The organism is Plantactinospora sp. DSM 117369, from assembly GCF_053764795.1.
The window spans coordinates 5,297,279-5,313,727 of sequence record NZ_CM132446.1 but is presented as its reverse complement, the minus strand read 5'-3'; the positions used below and the strand labels follow the sequence as shown (position 1 = coordinate 5,313,727).

Genomic DNA, 16,449 nt, shown 5'->3' with positions numbered 1-16,449 from the left:
TCCCGCCGCCAACGGCGGCCGTCCACCTCGCCGAGGAGGAAGTCCTCATGGCATTCCCCGCCCATCACCCCCGTGGCCGGAGCCGGCTGCTGGCCGGCGCCTCCGGCCTGCTCCTCGTCCTGTTCGCCCTGGTCGGCCCGGCCGGCGCCGACCCCCGGTCCGCTCCGGCGGCCGGCCCGCCGCCCGCCGACCACCAGCACCCGCCCGGCACCGCCGACCACCACCATCCGCCCGGCACCGCCGCGCACGGGCACGGACCGGTCGGTCCCGCCGCGCGTCCGCTCTCCGGAGTCCCGGCCGACGATCTGGCCCGGGGTCTGGTGTACGGCGGGCTCGTCGCCGCCCAGACCGGCCCCTGCGTCGGCGCCTACCAGGTGGCCGGGGTCGTCCCGACAATGTGCACGCACGGCCCGGACAGCCCGCCCGCCGGCCTGTCGGTGAGCCGGGAGATCCAGCCGATCTCGCCGCGTGCGGCCCGACTCGCCCCCCGGGCGCTGCCGGTCTGCGAGGGTGACGGCGTCTCCGGCCGGCGGGTCGAGGTGCTCTACGTGCACGGCAGCGTGAATCGGTACGCCCAGTACCTGGAGACCTTCCGCACCCTGGCCGAGAGCGTCGACGCGATCTTCTACGAGAGCGCCCGGGAGACCGGCGGGTCGCGGCGGGTCCGGTACGTCACCGAGACGGTGAACGGCGCCTGCCGTCCGGTCGTCCGGGACGTGCAGATCCCCGACGCGGCGCTGAACGCCAACGACTGGGCACCGCTACTGAACGCGGTGCGGGCGGCCGGTTACACCCGTACCGACCGCAAGTACCTCCAGTTCGTGGACGCCCGGGTCTACTGCGGCATCGGTGGCTTCGCCGGCGACACCCGCAAGACCGACCAGAACCGCTCCAACTCCGGCCCGGAGTACGCCCGCGCGGACAGCGGGTGCTGGAACGCCGGGGTCGCGGCGCACGAACTCGGGCACACCCTCGGCGCGGTCAACAACAACGCCCCGAACGCCTCCGGCTACGCGCACTGCGTCGATGAGTGGGACGTCATGTGCTACAAGGACAACGCCAGCACGGTGATCCAGACCAGGTGCACCGACCGGGCGCACGACCAGCGGCTGGACTGCAACCACGACGACTACTACCACACCGCCCCGGCCGCCGGCAGCTACCTGGCCACCTACTACAACGTCGCCGACAACCTGTTCCTGATCCGCAACACCGCGGCCCCGGCTCCCGCGCCGACGACGTTCCGGATGGTCAACGGCGCCTCGGGGGGCTGCCTCGACGTACCCGACGGCGCCGTCCAACCCGTCCTCGGGACCTGTGCCGGCGGTGCGGACCAGTCGGTGCGGCAGGTGGGGGAGACCCTGCGGGTGCGCGGCAGGTGCCTCGACGCATCGGGTCCGGGCACCGCGGTGGGGACCGCCGTGCTGCTCTCCGGCTGCGACGGCGGCGCGGGCCAGCGGTGGAGCCTGCGGCCCGACGGCTCGGTGGCCGGAGTGTCCGGCGGCCGCTGCCTCGCCACCACGCCCCAGCCCGGCGGCATGACCCTCGTCCTCGCCGACTGCACCGGACAGCCCGCCCAGCAGTGGAGGCGGGGATGAGCCTGGTCCGTCGTAGCGGTCCCGTTCCCCACCGTCGACCCCCTGGAGGTGCCCCGATGCGGTTCGCCACGGGCCTGAAGCGGAGCTCACGGGCGGCCGTACTCGCGGTCGTGCTGGCCGCCGGCGCCCTCGTCGTACCCCAGACGGCGGCCACGGCCGCGCAGACCATCGGCTATCCCACGTTCTCCGGGCCGGCCGTCCCGGCCCCGCCGGTCGGCTACAGCACCGGCAACACCATGCAGGCGATCTACGACGCCGAGAGCGGCGGTACCGACTTCTGGCTGGACCGGCTGCTGGCCCGGCCCGGCAACGACCCGGCCGGCACCTGGCTGATGACCCGGGGTCGGGGCATGTTCATGTACACCCACAACCCGTCGGTGATCGGCTTCGGCGGCAACGCCGCGTACTGGGACAACATCAGCAGCCAGGCCGCGTACACCGTCGCGGTCACCCCGGGCACCTTCACCGAGCAGGTCTCCAGCCGGTGGCAGTCACCGAGCCACTGGCGGGGCGTCTACACCAGCGGCTCGGTCCGGGTCGAGGTGTCGAAGTTCATCACCCAGCAGAACGTCGCGGTGACCAACCTGAACGTGGTGAACAACGGCTCCGGCTCGGTGACCCTGCAACTGCGGGCCACCTCGCCGTACGCCACCTCGGGCAGCGGCAGCGAGCTGACCGGCACCCGGGCGGTGAAGAACAACCTGACCACGCTCTATCCCCGGCTCTCCGGGGACGGGTTCACGGTCAGCTCGGGCGGGCTGAACCGGTCGGTGACGCTTGCCGCCGGGCAGTCGGTCAGCACGAAGGTGCAGCTCGGGTTGGTGGCGAACGAGATACCGGAGTCGCTGACCGAGTACAACGCCTACCGGGGCTACACCCCGGCGACGGCGTTCGCCACGCACGTGCGGGCGTACAACCGGTGGTGGGCGGAGAACATCCCGTACATCGACGTGCCGGACGCGGCGATCAAGAAGAACATCTACTACCGCTGGTGGCTGATGCGCTTCAACTACCTCGACGTGGACATCCCCGGCCAGGACTTCCAGTTCCCCACCTCGGTGGAGGGAGCGCTCGGCTACAACAACGCGATCGTGCTGACCCAGCCGATGCACATCGACGACCTGAAGTACCTGCGCAACCCGATCTACTCGTACGGGCCGTGGACGTCGGTCGGGCAGGTCTCCCGCAACGGCCGGTTCTCCGACAACCCCGGCGACCCGGAGAACTGGTCGAACTCCTACACCCAGTACGTCTCGGAGGCGGCCTGGCGCAGCTACCAGATCCACGGCGGCCAGCCGGCGATCGTGGCGAACCTGGCCCGCTACGCCGAACAGGACGTCAAGGGGCAGCTCGCCAGCTACGACACCAACAACAACGGCGTGATCGAGTACGACTGGGGCGCGATGACCGGCAACGACGCCGACGCGGTGTCGTTCCACTGGCGGGCCGGCAACCTGGACCGGGCCGAGGGGGCGTACGTCTGGAGCAACGCGATGGCGGCGGTGCAGGCGTACACGCTGCTGGGCAACACCGCCAAGGCGAACGAGATGCAGACGATCGCCGACCGGATCCGCAACGGCATCGTCAACGTGCTGTGGAACCCGTCCCGGCAACTGCTGGAGCACAAGCACGTCTCCACCAACACGCACGTGCCGTGGAAGGAGATCAACAACTACTACCCGTACTCGGTCGGGCTGATGCCGAACACCGACCAGTACCGGCAGGCGCTGCGCCTCTACGACGACCCGGCGGAGTACCCGATCTTCCCGTTCTTCACCGCCAACCAGCGCGACAAGGCGGCGGCGGCCGCCGCCGGCCAGCCGGGCAGCAACAACTTCTCCACCATCAACTCGACCGTGCAGTTCCGGCTCTACTCCTCGGTGCTGCGCAACTACCCCAACCAGTGGATGACCGCGGAGAACTACAAGCAGCTCCTCTACTGGAACGCCTGGGCGCAGTACATCGGCGGCAACACCCAGTGGCCGGACGCCAACGAGTTCTGGGCGGACTGGAACCCCTCGTCCCGGACCATCGCCTACCGGTCCTGGATCCACCACAACATCCTGGGCAGCAGCAACTGGACGGTGGTCGAGGACGTCGCCGGGCTGCGGCCGCGTTCCGACAACACCGTCGAGCTGTCCCCGATCAACATCAACTGGTCGCACTTCGCCGTGAACAACCTGCGGTACCGCAACATGGACCTCAGCGTGGTCTGGGACGACCCGGCCGACGGCGTCACCCGGTATTCCGGGGTGCCGCAGGGCTACTCGGTCTATCTCAACGGCACCCGGGCGTTCACGGTGGACCGGCTGACCCGGGTGCTCTACAACCCGGCGACCGGCGCGGTCACCCTGCCGGCCGGCGGGACGACCAGCTTCAGCACCGCCGTGTCCGGGCTGCAACTGCCGCAGCAGGTGGTGCAGAACAGCGCCCGGATGGTGGACATCTTCGCCAAGGCCGGCGCCGACCTCACCTCCACCACGCCGAACCTGGCCCAGGGTTCGACGGCGACGGCGTCGTACACCGCCTCCGGCACCTCCACCGGGGCGGCGATCGACGGCTTCCCGATCAACGAACCGATCTGGGGTAGCTACGGGACGCCGAACGCCACCGACTCGTACGAGCTGAACTTCGGCCAGGCCCGGGCGGTCGACGAGGTACGGCTCTGGTTCCGCAACGACCGGGCGACGAACCGGTACCGGCCACCGGCCTCGTACAACGTGCAGTACTGGAACGGCAGCGCCTGGGTGAACGCGGCGGCCCAGGCCAAGACCCCGGGTACCCCGCAGTCCAACTACAACCGGGTCAACTTCACCGCCGTCAGCACCCAGCGGTTGCGGGTGCAGTTCACCCACGCCTCCGGCTCGGCCAAGACGGGGCTGACCGAGATCAAGGTCTACAACCGGGGCGGCACCAACCCGGATCCTGATCCTGATCCGGAGCCCGAGCCGGGGGCCAACGTGGCGGGGGCGGCGTCCGCGTCCGCGTCGTACACCTCGGGCTGGGAGTCGGTGGCGGCGATCAACGACGGGATCGACCCGCCGAGTTCCAACGACACCGTCAACCCGCGCTGGGGCACCTGGCCGAACACCGGTGCGCAGTGGGCCGAACTGACCTGGCCGACCAGCCGCACCCTGAATGCCGCCGAGGTCTACTTCTTCGACGACAACGGCGGGGTGCGGGTACCGGCGTCCTGGAAGCTCCAGTACTGGACCGGCAGCGCGTACGCCGACGTGCCCGGAGCCAGCGGCTATCCGGTCGCGGTCAACCAGTACAACCGGGTGACCTTCCCCAATGTCGGCACCACCCGGTTGCGGGTGGCGCTGACCAGCGGCCAGGGCTCGGTGGGGCTGTTGGAGGTGAAGGCGTACAGCCCCTGAGCCCGGCCGCCTCCGGACCGACCCCGCACAGGGCCGTCCGGACACCCCACGAGGGCGTCCGGACGGCCCGGGGCAGTACACCACCGCCACACACCGTCCCGACGATTCCTCCCGCGGAGACTCCGATGACCACATCGACACGGTGGCGGCGCGGCGCGGTCGGCGGCGCGGCGTCGCTGGCGCTCGCGGCCTCGGCCGTCGCCCCGGCGGTCGCTCCCGCCAAGACCGTCTACATCCCGGCCCGCTGGGCGAACGGCGAGGTGCCGTGGACCCAGAGCCGCACCCGCGAGTAGGCGAACGTCATCGACCGGTCCGGGGCCAACCTGAGCGGCAACGTGGTGATCGGCGGGGACGCGGAACCGTCGGTGCCGTGCGGCGCCGGCACGTACCTGATGTTCGCCCCGGAGCGCGGCTGCGACGGCCGGGGCGGCGAGGCGGACGTCAACCCGGCACATCCGATCTTCAGCGACGCCGACCTGGCGATCACCGGCTGACCGCCGCAGTCCGATACCGCCCCGACCCTGGTGCCGGCCGCCGACCCGCACGGCCGGCACCAGGGCGGGTAAGCCGGGGTGCGGATTGTCGGCCGATCCGGCCCATGTGACCATTGCCGCCGGACCAAGGAGGGCGCACCATGACCGAGCCGAACGCGGAGCCGGCCGTCGACGGGGGCGGGTCGACCTGTCCCGGCGACCACGCCCGGGCCTGCACGGTTCGCGAGGTTCTGGACCGGGTGGGCGGTAAGTGGAGCATCGGCATCATCATCGAGGCGAGCCGGGGACCGATCCGCTTCACCGAGCTGGAACGCTCGGTCGAGGGGATCAGCCGGCGGATGCTCACCCTCACCCTGCGCAACCTCGAACGTGACGGACTGCTGGTCCGGACCACCTATCCCACCGTCCCGCCCCGGGTCGAGTACGTCGCCACCGAGATGGCCCGGGAACTCTACGATTCCCTGCTCGTGCTGACCGGCTGGGCGGAACGGCACCGGCAGGCGATCGCCGCCGCCCGGGAGGCGTACGACCGCCGCAACGCCGGCACGGACTGACTCCCGGCCGACGCTCCTACTGCTGCTGATCCGGGGCCGACGGGCGGGTCAGCGCTCGTTCGGGTCGATCCGGGCGCGAATCTCGGCGTGCTCGGCCAGCAGGTGCAGCAGGTTGGAGCCGTCGATCAGTTCCAGCGGCTTGCCGGAGGCGAACTCGAACGATTCCGGGCCGTAGCCGCTGGTCGTGACCAGGATGCCCTTGGTCGCCCCCTCGCCCAGCACCGTGCCGAAGAGGTCCCGCACCGCGGACACGTCCATGGTGCCGCGGTCCCGGCGGGCCTGGATCACCACCTTGCCGCCGAAGATCGGGCGCGGGTCGAACGCCACGCAGTCGAGGCCGCCGTCCGGCGCCGTCCGGGTCGTCCGGATCTCCAGGCCGAGCTTGCCGAAGAGGCTCCGGATCACGTCCTCGAACTCGGTCCGGCTCAACTTGTGGAGGTTGGCACGATGGTCCAGGTCGGCCAGTACGTCCACCTCGTCGACGAAGCGCTTGTCGACCACGTCGAACTCCAGCACCGGGCGTACCTCGACCAGATCCTCCGGCCGGGGCGACAGGGTGGCCCGCAGGTGCCGCAGGCAGGCCGCCGGATCGACCTTGGCCAGGTTGATGGCGGTGAAGGCGTCCCGGCTGGTCCGCAGGGTCACCAGGCAGGGCCGGACCGCCTGCCCCGTGCCGGGGTGGGTGGTCTCGACGATGCCGTTGAAGACGATCGTCTCGACCAGTCCGGTACGGTCGGCCTCGAAGAGCTCGTGCACGGTACGCAGCGCCACCTGGGTGATCACGTCGGCGTACCGCTGCCGGATCTCGTCCGCCGAGCGGGCCACCGTCTGCACCTCGTCGCCGGCCTTGACGTACCGGTATTCCCGGACCCTCGGCACCACCGCGACGGTCGGCAGCAGGTATTCCACCACGATCAGCCGGGAGTCCGGGACGTAGGCGAGCCGGTAGCGCTGCGGGAAGTCCTCCGGATAGACCGAGTTGCCGAGCACCAGCCCGAAGTACTTCACCACTGCGTTCGGCTCGGCGGCGGCCAGCGCGGCACCGAACTTGTCGATCTCGGCGTTGTGGCTGGCGACCTGGGCGTCGAGCTGCTGGCAGTGCTTGTCGTACTTGCGCCGGGCCTGGGCGAGCCGCTGCTGCCGGGCCGCCTCGCCCGCCGCGTGCTTGGCCTTGGCCTTCTCGAACGCCTGCTCCGCCTCGGTCAGCAACTGCTGGTAGCGGGCCTCGCCGCCGAACATCTTGCCGAGCGCGTTCGGCTCGGGCGGCGCGAAACGTCGCCAGTCCGGCGCCCGCAGCGGCATGCCCAGCTCGCCCGGCGTGAATTCCGGATAGCTGGCCTGCTTCTTCAGCCGTTCGAGGTCGATGTGGTCGTCGATGGCGAGGGTGGTCCGCAGCAGGGTGTCCAGCTCGTCCAACTGGGACTGGAGGTTGGCGTTGGCGGCCTTGACCCGGGCCGTCCTGGCCTCCACGTAGAGTCGTCGGCGCTCCCGCTCGTCCGCCTCCGCCGCCCGCTCGGCAGCCTGCCGGGCGCGCTCGGCCTCCCAGAGCATCTGTTGGTGCTGCTGGTACGGGGTGGTCGACGCTCGTTGCTGCGCGTGCACCTGCTGTGCGTGCGCCCGCTGCATCTGCCCCATGATGCCCATGTACGTCCCCGATCAGCTTCCAGCACCGTTCACCATCGGTGACCGGTGGCGTCCCGTCCCCCCGAGCTGACGTCCCTTCTCCCGACATGCCGTCGACCGCCATCGCTCGATGCACATTTTGGTCCTAGGGCGCCGGGTGCGTCCAGCGGGGACCCCAGGGTAGCGTGCGGGGCGAACCGCCGATCCGGGTCGGAAACGCCCCTGGTGACGGCAGGGGTGGCCGGGCTACCCGCCAGGTCGGGCGGTGCTAGGGTGCCCCGGGTGACCGACGCAGATGTGCACCTCGTCGCCCAGCCGCGCCTCGACACCGTCGTGACGGAGTTCGCCACCGACGCGCGGCGGCTGCGCAGCGACTATGCCGGGATGGCCTGGATCGGCGACCGGCCGGATCCGGAGAGCGGCCAGTTGGGGCCCGACTACCGGCAGCGGGGCGTGGACTCGCAGCTCTTCCTGCCCGACACCCACTGGTACGACGTGGACCGGCTCGACGATGTCGAGGTGCAGGTCGGCGCGGGTCTGCTCCAGGTGGCCAGCACCGCGCTGCGGACCCAGGGCCTGGTGGGGGCAATCGCCGAGCCGGTGGTCGAGTTCTTCGAGCACCCCGAAGGGCTCCCCGGGGTGGGGCTCTGCCTCGGCCTGCGCGGCCAGATCTTCTCCAACCTCGGCGTCTCCTACCGGGTGACCGTGCTCTGCGCCCCCGAAGCCGTACTCCGGCGCGGCGAGACCGCGCAGCCCGACGAGCAGACCGAGGAGAGCGACAGCGGCGACTGAGCCCTTCTCAACCTGAACACCGTTCAACCTGAACGCTCGTCGGGGGTTTCACTCGCGCAGCCGCCAGGCCCGTCCACCGCTCGCCGCCCGCTCGCCGGGCGGTGCGTCCGAGGCCGCCGCCGGGTCGGCAGGACTGCCGGACGCCGGCTCCGCCGGGGAGGCGTCGCCGTCCGACCCGGCGGGCGGCGCCTCGGCCCGGTCGGTGCCGCCGGACCGGGGGCGGCGCAGATACAGCCAGGCGGCGACGGCCAGTCCGAGGACCAGCCCGGCGACCAGGCCGGTGGTCAGCGAGCCGAAGCCCTGGTCCGGGTCATCGGCCGCGGCGCCGCTCTCCGGCGCCTCCGCCCCGGCTGCCCCGGGCGCCGCCGCGGTCGGGTCGGCCGCGGCGGCCGGCGGGGCCAGGGTCAGCACCGGCGCCGGGAACTCCGGCTGCGGGACCTCGGACGAGGGTGGCTGGTTCCAGTTCGTGACATGACCGTCCGAGTACGTCTGCACCAGCTGGAACGTCATCCGGTCGGTCTGCGGCAGCGGGCCGAGCGAGACGACCAGCTCGGCCGGGCCGGCCCCCGGCGCGGGAGCGCCGGCTCGGGTCCAGACGATGCTGGCGACCACCTCGGTGACCTGTCCGTGGTGGATCCCGCCGAGCGTCTGGTCGACCTTCCGCATCGTCATCCGGGGCGCCCACTGCGGGTCCGACATCGGGTACGTCTCCGCGACCGGAGCCGACTCCGGCATCAACAACTCGATCTTGGTGGTGTACGCCGGTGCCCGGTCCTCGGTGACCCGGAAGGTCAGCTTCGCCGCCGCACCCTGTACGGCCTGTCCCGGCGTCAGGGTCACGTCGGCGGCCGCGACCCCGGCACCGAGGGTCGTACCCGCGACCGTGGCGGTGAGCAGGGCGACGACCCAGCACATTGCCCTGTGACGCACAGCGAAGTCCCTTCGTCCGGCCGATACTCCTGTAGTTCGGCTGTCGAGCGAAAATGGTTCAATCAACGGGCCGGTATGTTACGCCGTCCACTCGGGGTGACTTCGCGACCGCTTAAGAGTTATCCTCGGAAAGTTCCGATTTTCATCTGATAGTTGCGGATCAGCCCGGATCCTGTGCGGAGGCCCGGCGTTATGAAGAACGTGCACCGACGCGTACGCCCTCTCGTCATCGTGGCCGCCTCGTTGGCCGCCACCCTCCTCACCACCTCCTGCGGGGCCGACCCGGACGCCGGCTCGGAGCCGGCGGCGGCGACCGCCTCCGCCAGCGGCCACGGCGGACCGCACGGCACAGTGGATATTCCACCGGCCGCACCGCTGCGTTCCGGCGAGCGGTTCGTCAACCTGAACATGGCGCAGCCGTACCGCCCGTCGGCGCCGAACGGCGGCACCGACGAATACCGGTGCTTCCTGGTCGACCCCGGCCTGACCGAGCCCGCGTTCCTGACCGGCAGCCAGTTCCTGCCGCAGAACGGCGACATGGTGCACCATGCCATCTTCTTCCGGCTCGATCCGGCGGAGGTGGCGCCGGCCCGCAAGCTCGACGCGGAGACCCCCGGTGACGGCTGGACCTGCTTCGGCAACGCCGGGGTCGGCGACGCGGCCTGGGTGGCGCACTGGGCGCCGGGCGCGAACGAGACACTGCTGGCACCCGGCCTCGGCTACCCGATGCCGCCCGGCAGCCAACTCGTGATGCAGGTGCACTACAACCTGATGGACGTCCGGGCCGGCGGCAACGACACCGACCGGTCCGGCATCCGGCTGCGCCTCGTCGACGGCTCCGAAGAGGTGAACCCGCTCTCCACGGAGCTGCTGCCGGCCCCGGTCGAGCTGCCCTGCGCACCCGACGAGCGTGGCGAACTCTGCCAGCGCGACGCCGCGGTACGGGACGTGCGGCACCGGTTCGGCGCCGAGGCCGGTGGGCAGGTGGAACAACTCAACCAGCACTGCAACCAGGGGCGTGCCCCGGCCGCCGGCAACACGCAGCGCTGCGACCACCAGGTCAGGCAGGCCGGCGTGGTGCAGGCGGTCGCCGGTCACATGCACCTGCTGGGCAGCGCGATCAAGGTCGAGCTCAACCCCGGTACCCCGAAGGCGCGGACCCTGCTCGACATTCCGACGTACAACTTCGACGAGCAGGCCAACCGCCCGCTGCCGCAACCCGTCGCGGTCAAGCCCGGCGACGTCTACCGGGTCACCTGCACCCACGACGTGACGCTGCGGCAGCGCCTGCCCCAACTGCGCAACCAGCCGCCCCGGTACGTCGTCTGGGGCGAGGGCACCAGCGACGAGATGTGCCTCGGCATCGTCATCCTGTCCCGGCCCGCCTGACACATCCCGGATCCCGCCGCACGGCGGCCGCGGCGCCCTCCCCGAACCACGGGCGGAGCGCTGGGAAACCTAGGAAGGCGCCGGCGCGGCAGCGACGGCACTCCTTCGGCAGAGGGAGTGTGACGACGGTGTGGAGATGCCGGGCAGATTGTGTGCACACCGCCGTACCGGCCGGGTAGCGCCCCTATCGTCGCAGGGTGTGCAGACAGTGGATGTACTGGTCGTGGGTGCGGGCCTGGCCGGTCTGCACACAGCCCGGCTGCTCGCGCAACGGGGACTGGACGTGATGGTGGTCGACCGCCGCCGGTCGCTTTCGACGGGCATCCGGACGACAGGGATCTTCGTGCGTCGTACCCTCGACGACTTCGATCTGCCGGATCATCTACTCGGGCCCGGCATCCGGGATGTGCTGTTGTATCCGCCGTCGCGGCGCGCACCGATCCGGCTCACCAGTGACCGGGACGAATACCGGGTGGCGGACATGGCGGCCGTGTATGAGCACGCAGACCGTGTGGCGGCGTCGGCCGGGGTGCGGGTCCTGCTCGGCGTGCGGTATGTCGACGCCTCGATGGGACTCGTACGGTTCGCGGGCGCAGACCCGGTGCGGACCCGGTTCATCGTCGGCGCGGACGGCGCCCGCTCCCGGGTGGCCCGTGATCTCGGCCTCGACGTCAACCGACGCTTTATCGTCGGCGCCGAGATCGTCCACCCGATCGCGCCGGGAAACGCCACCCCGGCGTTCCACTGCGTGCTGGACCCCCGAGTCGCCCCCGGGTACCTGGGCTGGGTCATCGACGACGGCCGGCATGCCCACGTCGGCGTCGCGGGATATCCGGCCGCGATGCGTACCGGCATCCGCCACCTGCTGAACACCTTCGCCGCGGAGGCTCCCGGCCGCACCGCGCCGACCGGTCCGGTCGAGCGTCGAGGTGGTCCGATCCCGGTCGGCGGTGTGCTACGGCGGTTGGCATGTCCCGCCGGGCTGCTCGTCGGAGATGCGGCGGGTGCGGTATCGCCGCTGACCGCCGGCGGGCTGGACCCCTGCCTACGCATGTCCGAACTGGCCGCGGCGGTCGCCGCCGGATATCTGCGTACCGGCGATCCGCGTACCCTGCGTCGCTACGACGGGAACGCGCTGCGGACCCGGTTCCGCGGCCGGCTGTTGCTCCGCCGCGCGTTCGCCGGCATCCGGTACCCCGCAGCCGCAGAGGCGGCGGTCGCCGTGCTACGCCGCCGTCCCGGTCGCGTCCTGGCAGCGCGCATCCTGTTCGGCGACGGCTCGTTTCCCGATCTGGAACCACGGCTCGCGGACCCGGCGTTCGACCACCCGTAGCGGCACCGGCCAGCCAGCTCGGCCGGACAGACCAGACGCGGTCCGCGTTCTCCACGTCGTCGTCTTTCCGACAGTCCCAGTCTCCCGGGCCACCGGATCCGTGTCGGCGGTTGTACGCCGTCGCGTACGGTGCCACCGCCGGGTCCGGCGAACCGTCCCCGGTCCGTCGGGTACCGGTTTACCCGGAGGAGGGATCGCCCGAGTGACCACCACCCCCGCCGTCCAGCACATCGCCATTCCCCGGGTACGCCCCGGGATGGTCGGCCGCCTCACACTGTGGTTCGTCGTCGCCGCCAACGTGGCCGTGGTGAACACGCTGTTGGTGCTGTCCCCGTACCCGGGGTCGAACGTCTGGCCCGATCTTCGGGCCGGACCACCTGCGAGAGCTGGTACCCGACATCCACGAGCGCGACGTCTTCGTCTGCGGCCCGGCCGGAATGACCGCCGCCGTGCTGCGCAGCCTCCGGCAACTGCGCGTGCCGCAGCGCCAGGTGCACACAGAGCGGTTCGGGCTGGCCGGCTGATCCGGGGGTACCGGGACGTTACGGGTACGGCAACGGATCCAGTTCGCGGAGCAACTGCTCCGTGGGGGTGGCACGCTGATCCATTCTGCCGACCCGTCCGGTCCGCCGCGCCCGCATTTCCGGACGCCACCTTCGTCGGCCCGGGTGACCCGGACCGGCGACGCGGGGCCGGCGGCGACTTCCTAGCATGGTGGGGATCTGCCGCCGGACGGGCGGTGTCGGAGGCGGCGAGCGGATGTTACGGACCAAGGAACAGATGGCAGCGACCGGTGGCGGCGGACGCCCGTCGGCACGATCCACCCGGCTTCCGGCCGGGCCGGGGGCGTCCGGCGGGATCATCGAGCGGGCCGGTCGGATCGCCCGGCCCGACCAGCGGCTCGGCCAGCTCGTGCCGCGCCGTCCCGAGGGGATCACCGGGAACCAGTGGAACGCGGCCAGCCGGGGCCGCTTCGACTTCGTGGTCTCCGACCCGGGCGGCCAGGCGGCGCCGTTCGCGGTCGAGCTGGTCGACACCAGCGTGCAGACCGCGCAGACGCAGCGGGACGACCGGATGAAGCACGCCGTCTGCGACGCGGTCGGCCTGGAACTGCTCCGGATCGAGTCGGCGACGTTGCAGCCGGCCACGCACGGCCGGCGGATCGTCGAGTACGTCATCGACGCCCGCGCCTTCCTGTCGGCGACCGGCGACCCGGCCGAGTACGCCGAACTGGCCCCGGACGCCCCGGGTAGCTACCGCGACATCGTCGGTCGGCTGCCGGACGGCAACAGCGGGCACGTCAACGATCTCGGGGCGGTCGCCCGGGCGGCCGCGGTGGACGCGTACGTCAACCGGGAACTGGTCGACCCGATCCTGCGCAGCCTGCACCTGGACTGGAAGGACGGCCCGGCCGAGGGCTGGGCCTGGCTCCAGGTGCGGCCCGGGGCGTACCTCTTCGAACGGGTCCGGATCCGGCAGTACCGCTTCTCCTGCGGCATCGAGCCGGGCCGGCTCGCCGAGGACCTGGCCACGATGGCGGTGGGGGAGCGGCTCCGGTTGCGCGAGACCGTCGAGTTGCCGTTGACCGGCCGGGAGCGGCTGGCCGGCGAACTCGACGGGTTGCGCCGGCGCCGGGAGGAACTGCTCAACCCGTACGCCTTCGAGCACGTCTCGTTCGACTAGGCGTCCAATCCCACCCTGTTCCGACAGCGGGTGCGCCGGTCGACGGGGATCTTGCCGCGATTGACTACCGTGGAGTCGGGACGATCAAGAGAGGGGGCGGTCGTGGCGGAGCGGACAGGCGCCGACCAACCCACCGAGCCGGCGGAGCCGGAACCGGGGCGCGGCGGCGGTGGACGTCGTACCCGATCGGTCGCCGCCGCGCTCGGCGCCGCGTTCATCGCGCTCGCCTCGGTCGCCACCGCGTACATCGACCACCGGGCCGAGTCGTTGGACGCCGAGCAGGAGGCGCGGGACCGGGCCATGTTCGCCGAGGTCTGCAACGACCCCGTCCGGGCCGCCGCGCTCGTCATGCACACCCCGTCGCTCGCCAGCACCTGTCCGACGGGCCTGCGTCACCTGCTGTCGATACCGGCGGACGAGGTCGAGCCGGGACCGGAACTCCTGGACGCCTATCTGGACCGGCTCTTCACGTTGCTGGACGCGCGGATCCCGAGTGACGTCACGCCGTACCTCCACGCGCTGCACCGTGACGGCGCCTACAGCGCCGCCCTCAACGAACTGCACCGCAACGCCCGGCGGTGCGAGGTGCTCCTGCCGACCGGCACTCCGCCGCCGGCGGCGCCCCGCCCGACCGGGAACTTCTGGGACGACTGGCAGCGGATCGAGGTCGCCCCGCAACCCCGGTCGGTACGGACGACCGAGGAGCCGGACGGGCACGTCGTCGTCACGGCCCGGGTGGTCGACACGACACCGGCCTGCCTGACCCAGCCCACCCTCGAGTCGGCCCCACCGCCCCGGTACGTCGGCACCACGGCGCTGACCCTGTCGTTCGGTACCGGCACCGGCCCGAGCGGCGAACGGGTGTGGCTGCTCGAACGCCTCGATGCCTGCCCGGTCCGACCGGACCCGCTGGCCGCGGAACCGGTGGTCAGCACGTACTCGCTGACCCGGCGCCGGTCGATCCGGAACGACGTCACCGACTCCCTCTTCCGTTACGCCGGCAGCACCTGTCCGGCGGCAACCCCCTGAGCCGGCGGCACGCAGGGCTGACGGACCAGGCGGTCACCATCGGTCCGGTCCGGGCCGCGGCTCCGCCGGACCCGGCCGGTACGGCTCGGTCCGCTCGGGACCGTCGTCCCGGCGGGCCCGCTCCCGCTCCTCCTCCTGCTCGCGGCGGCCGATCTCATCGATCTCCGCGACGACCTCGTCCAGGTCGGGGCCGTTCTCGCCGAGCCGCTGGCACCCGTTGCGCAGCGCCTCCGCGTAGCCGGGGACCGACAGCAGGTCCCGGGGGCGGGCCAGCCCGTCCCGGAGCTGCTCGCCCATCTCACGCAGCATCGGGTCCCGGCTGTCGGCCATCATCCTGAACAGCTCGTGCCGGCGTCGCTGCTCGTCGTGCAGCAACTCGCCGTAGGACGTCCTGGCAGCCGCGTCCAGGAGTTGGTCGAGGGTGGTCGAGGGGTTCCGCTCCTGCGTCATGGCACTCCTGTGCGGGTCAGGCCGGCAGCGCCGGCACGGCCGGCAGCGTGGGCAGCGGGAAGTTGCCGTCGAGGCGGCCGAACTGGTCACCGGAGGACTTGAGGCTGGAGGTGAGCGCGTCGAGCTTGCCGACGATCTGGATGATCTCCCGGCAGGCGCGTACCACCGTGTGCACCTCGCTGGCGAACCAGATGCCGAGGATCACCGCCACCGGAGCGCCGACGCCGGTGGACGCGGAGCCGGTGGCCAGGCCGGCCGCCATCGCGCCGGTTATCGCGGCGTCCGCCGCCTCGGAGATCAGGCTGCCGATGGTGTCGCTGAAGTCGAACGCTCCCTCGGCCGCGCTCGAATACTCCTTGCCCATCTGGAGCATCGCCAGGTGTGCGTCCTTCAGCGCCTTGTTGATGGTGTACATGGTGGTGACCGCCGCGTCGGCGGCGTTGCCGCTCCACGCGTTCGGCGTGCACTGCCCCGCCCAGGTGAGGTTCGACGACAGGTCCAGCAGGCAGTGGGCGGTCCGTTCGAGGGCGTAGCCGACCTTCGCCATGCCGGCCCAGTCACCGCAGACCGGCTTGAGGACGCCTTCGTACAGGTCGTAGGCGCGGTCGGAGAGACCGATCTGCCAGGCCGCCCAGGTCACCGCCCAGTAGGCGTTCCGGATCATCCCGGCCGGCGACGCCATGTCGTGCCACTTCGGTTCGAACGCCATCCGCTGGTTGAAGTCCGGCGGCTCGGTGAGGTGCACGAACGGTTCGGTCACGTCGGCGAAGCTCTCCCGTACCCTGGTCGCGGTCGAGCCGGTCGGGATCGGGTCCACGGCACGCCGTGCCGGACCGGGGTCGACGGCCGGCATGGTGCCGTCCATCCGGTCCGCGGCCGCCTGGTCGCTGTTGGCGTAGTACCGCCGGGCGGCGGCGACGCCGGCCGAGAAGCCCGGCAGCGTCTCGTTGCCCAACCTGCCGAGGAAGGCGCGGACGTCACCGTTGATCTTCTCGTGGGTGTTGTTGAACGCGTTGATGATGCCCTGCCCGCCCCAGACCATGTCGCCGTGCTTCTCGAAGTACCCCCGGGCGAGCTGGGCATCCTCGACGTGCCGGCCGGTAGCCTTCTCCAGTTCGTGCAGTCCGGCCGGATCGACATATAGCGCCACCACACACTCCAGTGCAGAAGAGTCGACGTACGCGCCGCACTGTA

Annotated in this window: 14 protein-coding genes; 10 read left to right on the top strand and 4 right to left on the bottom strand. The window is 71.4% G+C overall.

What is annotated here, in order from left to right:
• Positions 1-47 precede the first annotated feature (47 nt).
• The 5 genes from ACSMXO_RS23180 to ACSMXO_RS23160 all read left to right on the top strand — a co-directional run bounded on the left by ACSMXO_RS23180 (position 48) and on the right by ACSMXO_RS23160 (position 6,026).
• Positions 48-1,598, top strand: coding sequence for a ricin-type beta-trefoil lectin domain protein (locus ACSMXO_RS23180; protein WP_455413733.1), 1,551 nt, complete (start codon positions 48-50; stop codon positions 1,596-1,598).
• 56 nt (positions 1,599-1,654) lie between these two features.
• Positions 1,655-4,978, top strand: coding sequence for a discoidin domain-containing protein (locus ACSMXO_RS23175; protein ID WP_455413732.1), 3,324 nt, complete (start codon positions 1,655-1,657; stop codon positions 4,976-4,978).
• Positions 4,979-5,103: 125 nt separating this feature from the next.
• Positions 5,104-5,271: a hypothetical protein gene (locus tag ACSMXO_RS23170; protein WP_455413731.1), complete on the top strand. Its 168-nt coding sequence runs from the start codon at positions 5,104-5,106 to the stop codon at positions 5,269-5,271.
• 42 nt (positions 5,272-5,313) lie between these two features.
• On the top strand, positions 5,314-5,472 hold the full coding sequence (locus ACSMXO_RS23165; RefSeq protein WP_455413730.1) for a hypothetical protein: 159 nt from the start codon (positions 5,314-5,316) through the stop codon (positions 5,470-5,472).
• 140 nt (positions 5,473-5,612) lie between these two features.
• Positions 5,613-6,026 carry a winged helix-turn-helix transcriptional regulator gene (locus tag ACSMXO_RS23160; RefSeq protein WP_346256532.1) on the top strand — a complete coding sequence of 138 codons (414 nt, stop codon included), beginning with the start codon at positions 5,613-5,615 and terminating at the stop codon, positions 6,024-6,026.
• Between the two features lie 48 nt (positions 6,027-6,074).
• Here the strand turns inward: ACSMXO_RS23160 and ACSMXO_RS23155 are convergent, their stop codons facing one another.
• Entirely contained in the window at positions 6,075-7,652 is a 1,578-nt protein-coding gene (locus ACSMXO_RS23155; RefSeq protein ID WP_455413729.1) for a restriction endonuclease, read from the bottom strand.
• A gap of 279 nt (positions 7,653-7,931) precedes the next feature.
• Between ACSMXO_RS23155 and ACSMXO_RS23150 the strand changes: the two genes are divergently transcribed.
• On the top strand, positions 7,932-8,441 hold the full coding sequence (locus ACSMXO_RS23150; protein ID WP_455413728.1) for a hypothetical protein: 510 nt from the start codon (positions 7,932-7,934) through the stop codon (positions 8,439-8,441).
• A gap of 48 nt (positions 8,442-8,489) precedes the next feature.
• Here the strand turns inward: ACSMXO_RS23150 and ACSMXO_RS23145 are convergent, their stop codons facing one another.
• On the bottom strand, positions 8,490-9,371 hold the full coding sequence (locus ACSMXO_RS23145; RefSeq protein ID WP_455413727.1) for a YcnI family copper-binding membrane protein: 882 nt from the start codon (positions 9,369-9,371) through the stop codon (positions 8,490-8,492).
• 192 nt (positions 9,372-9,563) lie between these two features.
• Here ACSMXO_RS23145 and ACSMXO_RS23140 point away from each other — a divergent pair, with 192 nt between their 5' ends.
• The 4 genes from ACSMXO_RS23140 to ACSMXO_RS23125 all read left to right on the top strand — a co-directional run bounded on the left by ACSMXO_RS23140 (position 9,564) and on the right by ACSMXO_RS23125 (position 14,805).
• The gene (locus ACSMXO_RS23140) at positions 9,564-10,760 is read left to right on the top strand and encodes a monooxygenase (protein WP_455413726.1); all 1,197 of its coding nucleotides are present in this window, start codon (positions 9,564-9,566) and stop codon (positions 10,758-10,760) included.
• 199 nt (positions 10,761-10,959) lie between these two features.
• Entirely contained in the window at positions 10,960-12,093 is a 1,134-nt protein-coding gene (locus ACSMXO_RS23135) for an NAD(P)/FAD-dependent oxidoreductase (RefSeq protein ID WP_455413725.1), read from the top strand.
• Positions 12,094-12,873: 780 nt separating this feature from the next.
• The gene (locus ACSMXO_RS23130) at positions 12,874-13,776 is read left to right on the top strand and encodes a DUF2726 domain-containing protein (RefSeq protein WP_346256539.1); all 903 of its coding nucleotides are present in this window, start codon (positions 12,874-12,876) and stop codon (positions 13,774-13,776) included.
• A gap of 102 nt (positions 13,777-13,878) precedes the next feature.
• Complete coding sequence (locus ACSMXO_RS23125) at positions 13,879-14,805, top strand: hypothetical protein (RefSeq protein WP_455413724.1); 927 nt, start codon at positions 13,879-13,881, stop codon at positions 14,803-14,805.
• 33 nt (positions 14,806-14,838) lie between these two features.
• On the opposite strand, the gene ACSMXO_RS23120 is transcribed toward ACSMXO_RS23125, so the two are convergent.
• Both ACSMXO_RS23120 and ACSMXO_RS23115 read right to left on the bottom strand, forming a co-directional pair.
• Positions 14,839-15,255, bottom strand: coding sequence for a hypothetical protein (locus ACSMXO_RS23120; protein ID WP_455413723.1), 417 nt, complete (start codon positions 15,253-15,255; stop codon positions 14,839-14,841).
• A 16-nt stretch (positions 15,256-15,271) separates the two neighbouring features.
• Positions 15,272-16,405, bottom strand: coding sequence for a hypothetical protein (locus ACSMXO_RS23115; protein ID WP_455413722.1), 1,134 nt, complete (start codon positions 16,403-16,405; stop codon positions 15,272-15,274).
• Between the last annotated feature and the right edge of the window lie 44 nt (positions 16,406-16,449).

Excerpts from the sequence above, each read along its gene's own strand:
- ACSMXO_RS23170 (WP_455413731.1), top strand. The coding sequence starts at position 5,104 with ATGACCACATCGACACGGTGGCGGCGCGGCGCGGTCGGCGGCGCGGCG.
- ACSMXO_RS23180 (WP_455413733.1), top strand. The coding sequence starts at position 48 with ATGGCATTCCCCGCCCATCACCCCCGTGGCCGGAGCCGGCTGCTGGCC.
- ACSMXO_RS23140 (WP_455413726.1), top strand. The coding sequence starts at position 9,564 with ATGAAGAACGTGCACCGACGCGTACGCCCTCTCGTCATCGTGGCCGCC.
- ACSMXO_RS23120 (WP_455413723.1), bottom strand. The coding sequence starts at position 15,255 with ATGACGCAGGAGCGGAACCCCTCGACCACCCTCGACCAACTCCTGGAC.
- ACSMXO_RS23175 (WP_455413732.1), top strand. The coding sequence starts at position 1,655 with ATGCGGTTCGCCACGGGCCTGAAGCGGAGCTCACGGGCGGCCGTACTC.
- ACSMXO_RS23160 (WP_346256532.1), top strand. The coding sequence starts at position 5,613 with ATGACCGAGCCGAACGCGGAGCCGGCCGTCGACGGGGGCGGGTCGACC.
- ACSMXO_RS23130 (WP_346256539.1), top strand. The coding sequence starts at position 12,874 with ATGGCAGCGACCGGTGGCGGCGGACGCCCGTCGGCACGATCCACCCGG.
- ACSMXO_RS23155 (WP_455413729.1), bottom strand. The coding sequence starts at position 7,652 with ATGCAGCGGGCGCACGCACAGCAGGTGCACGCGCAGCAACGAGCGTCG.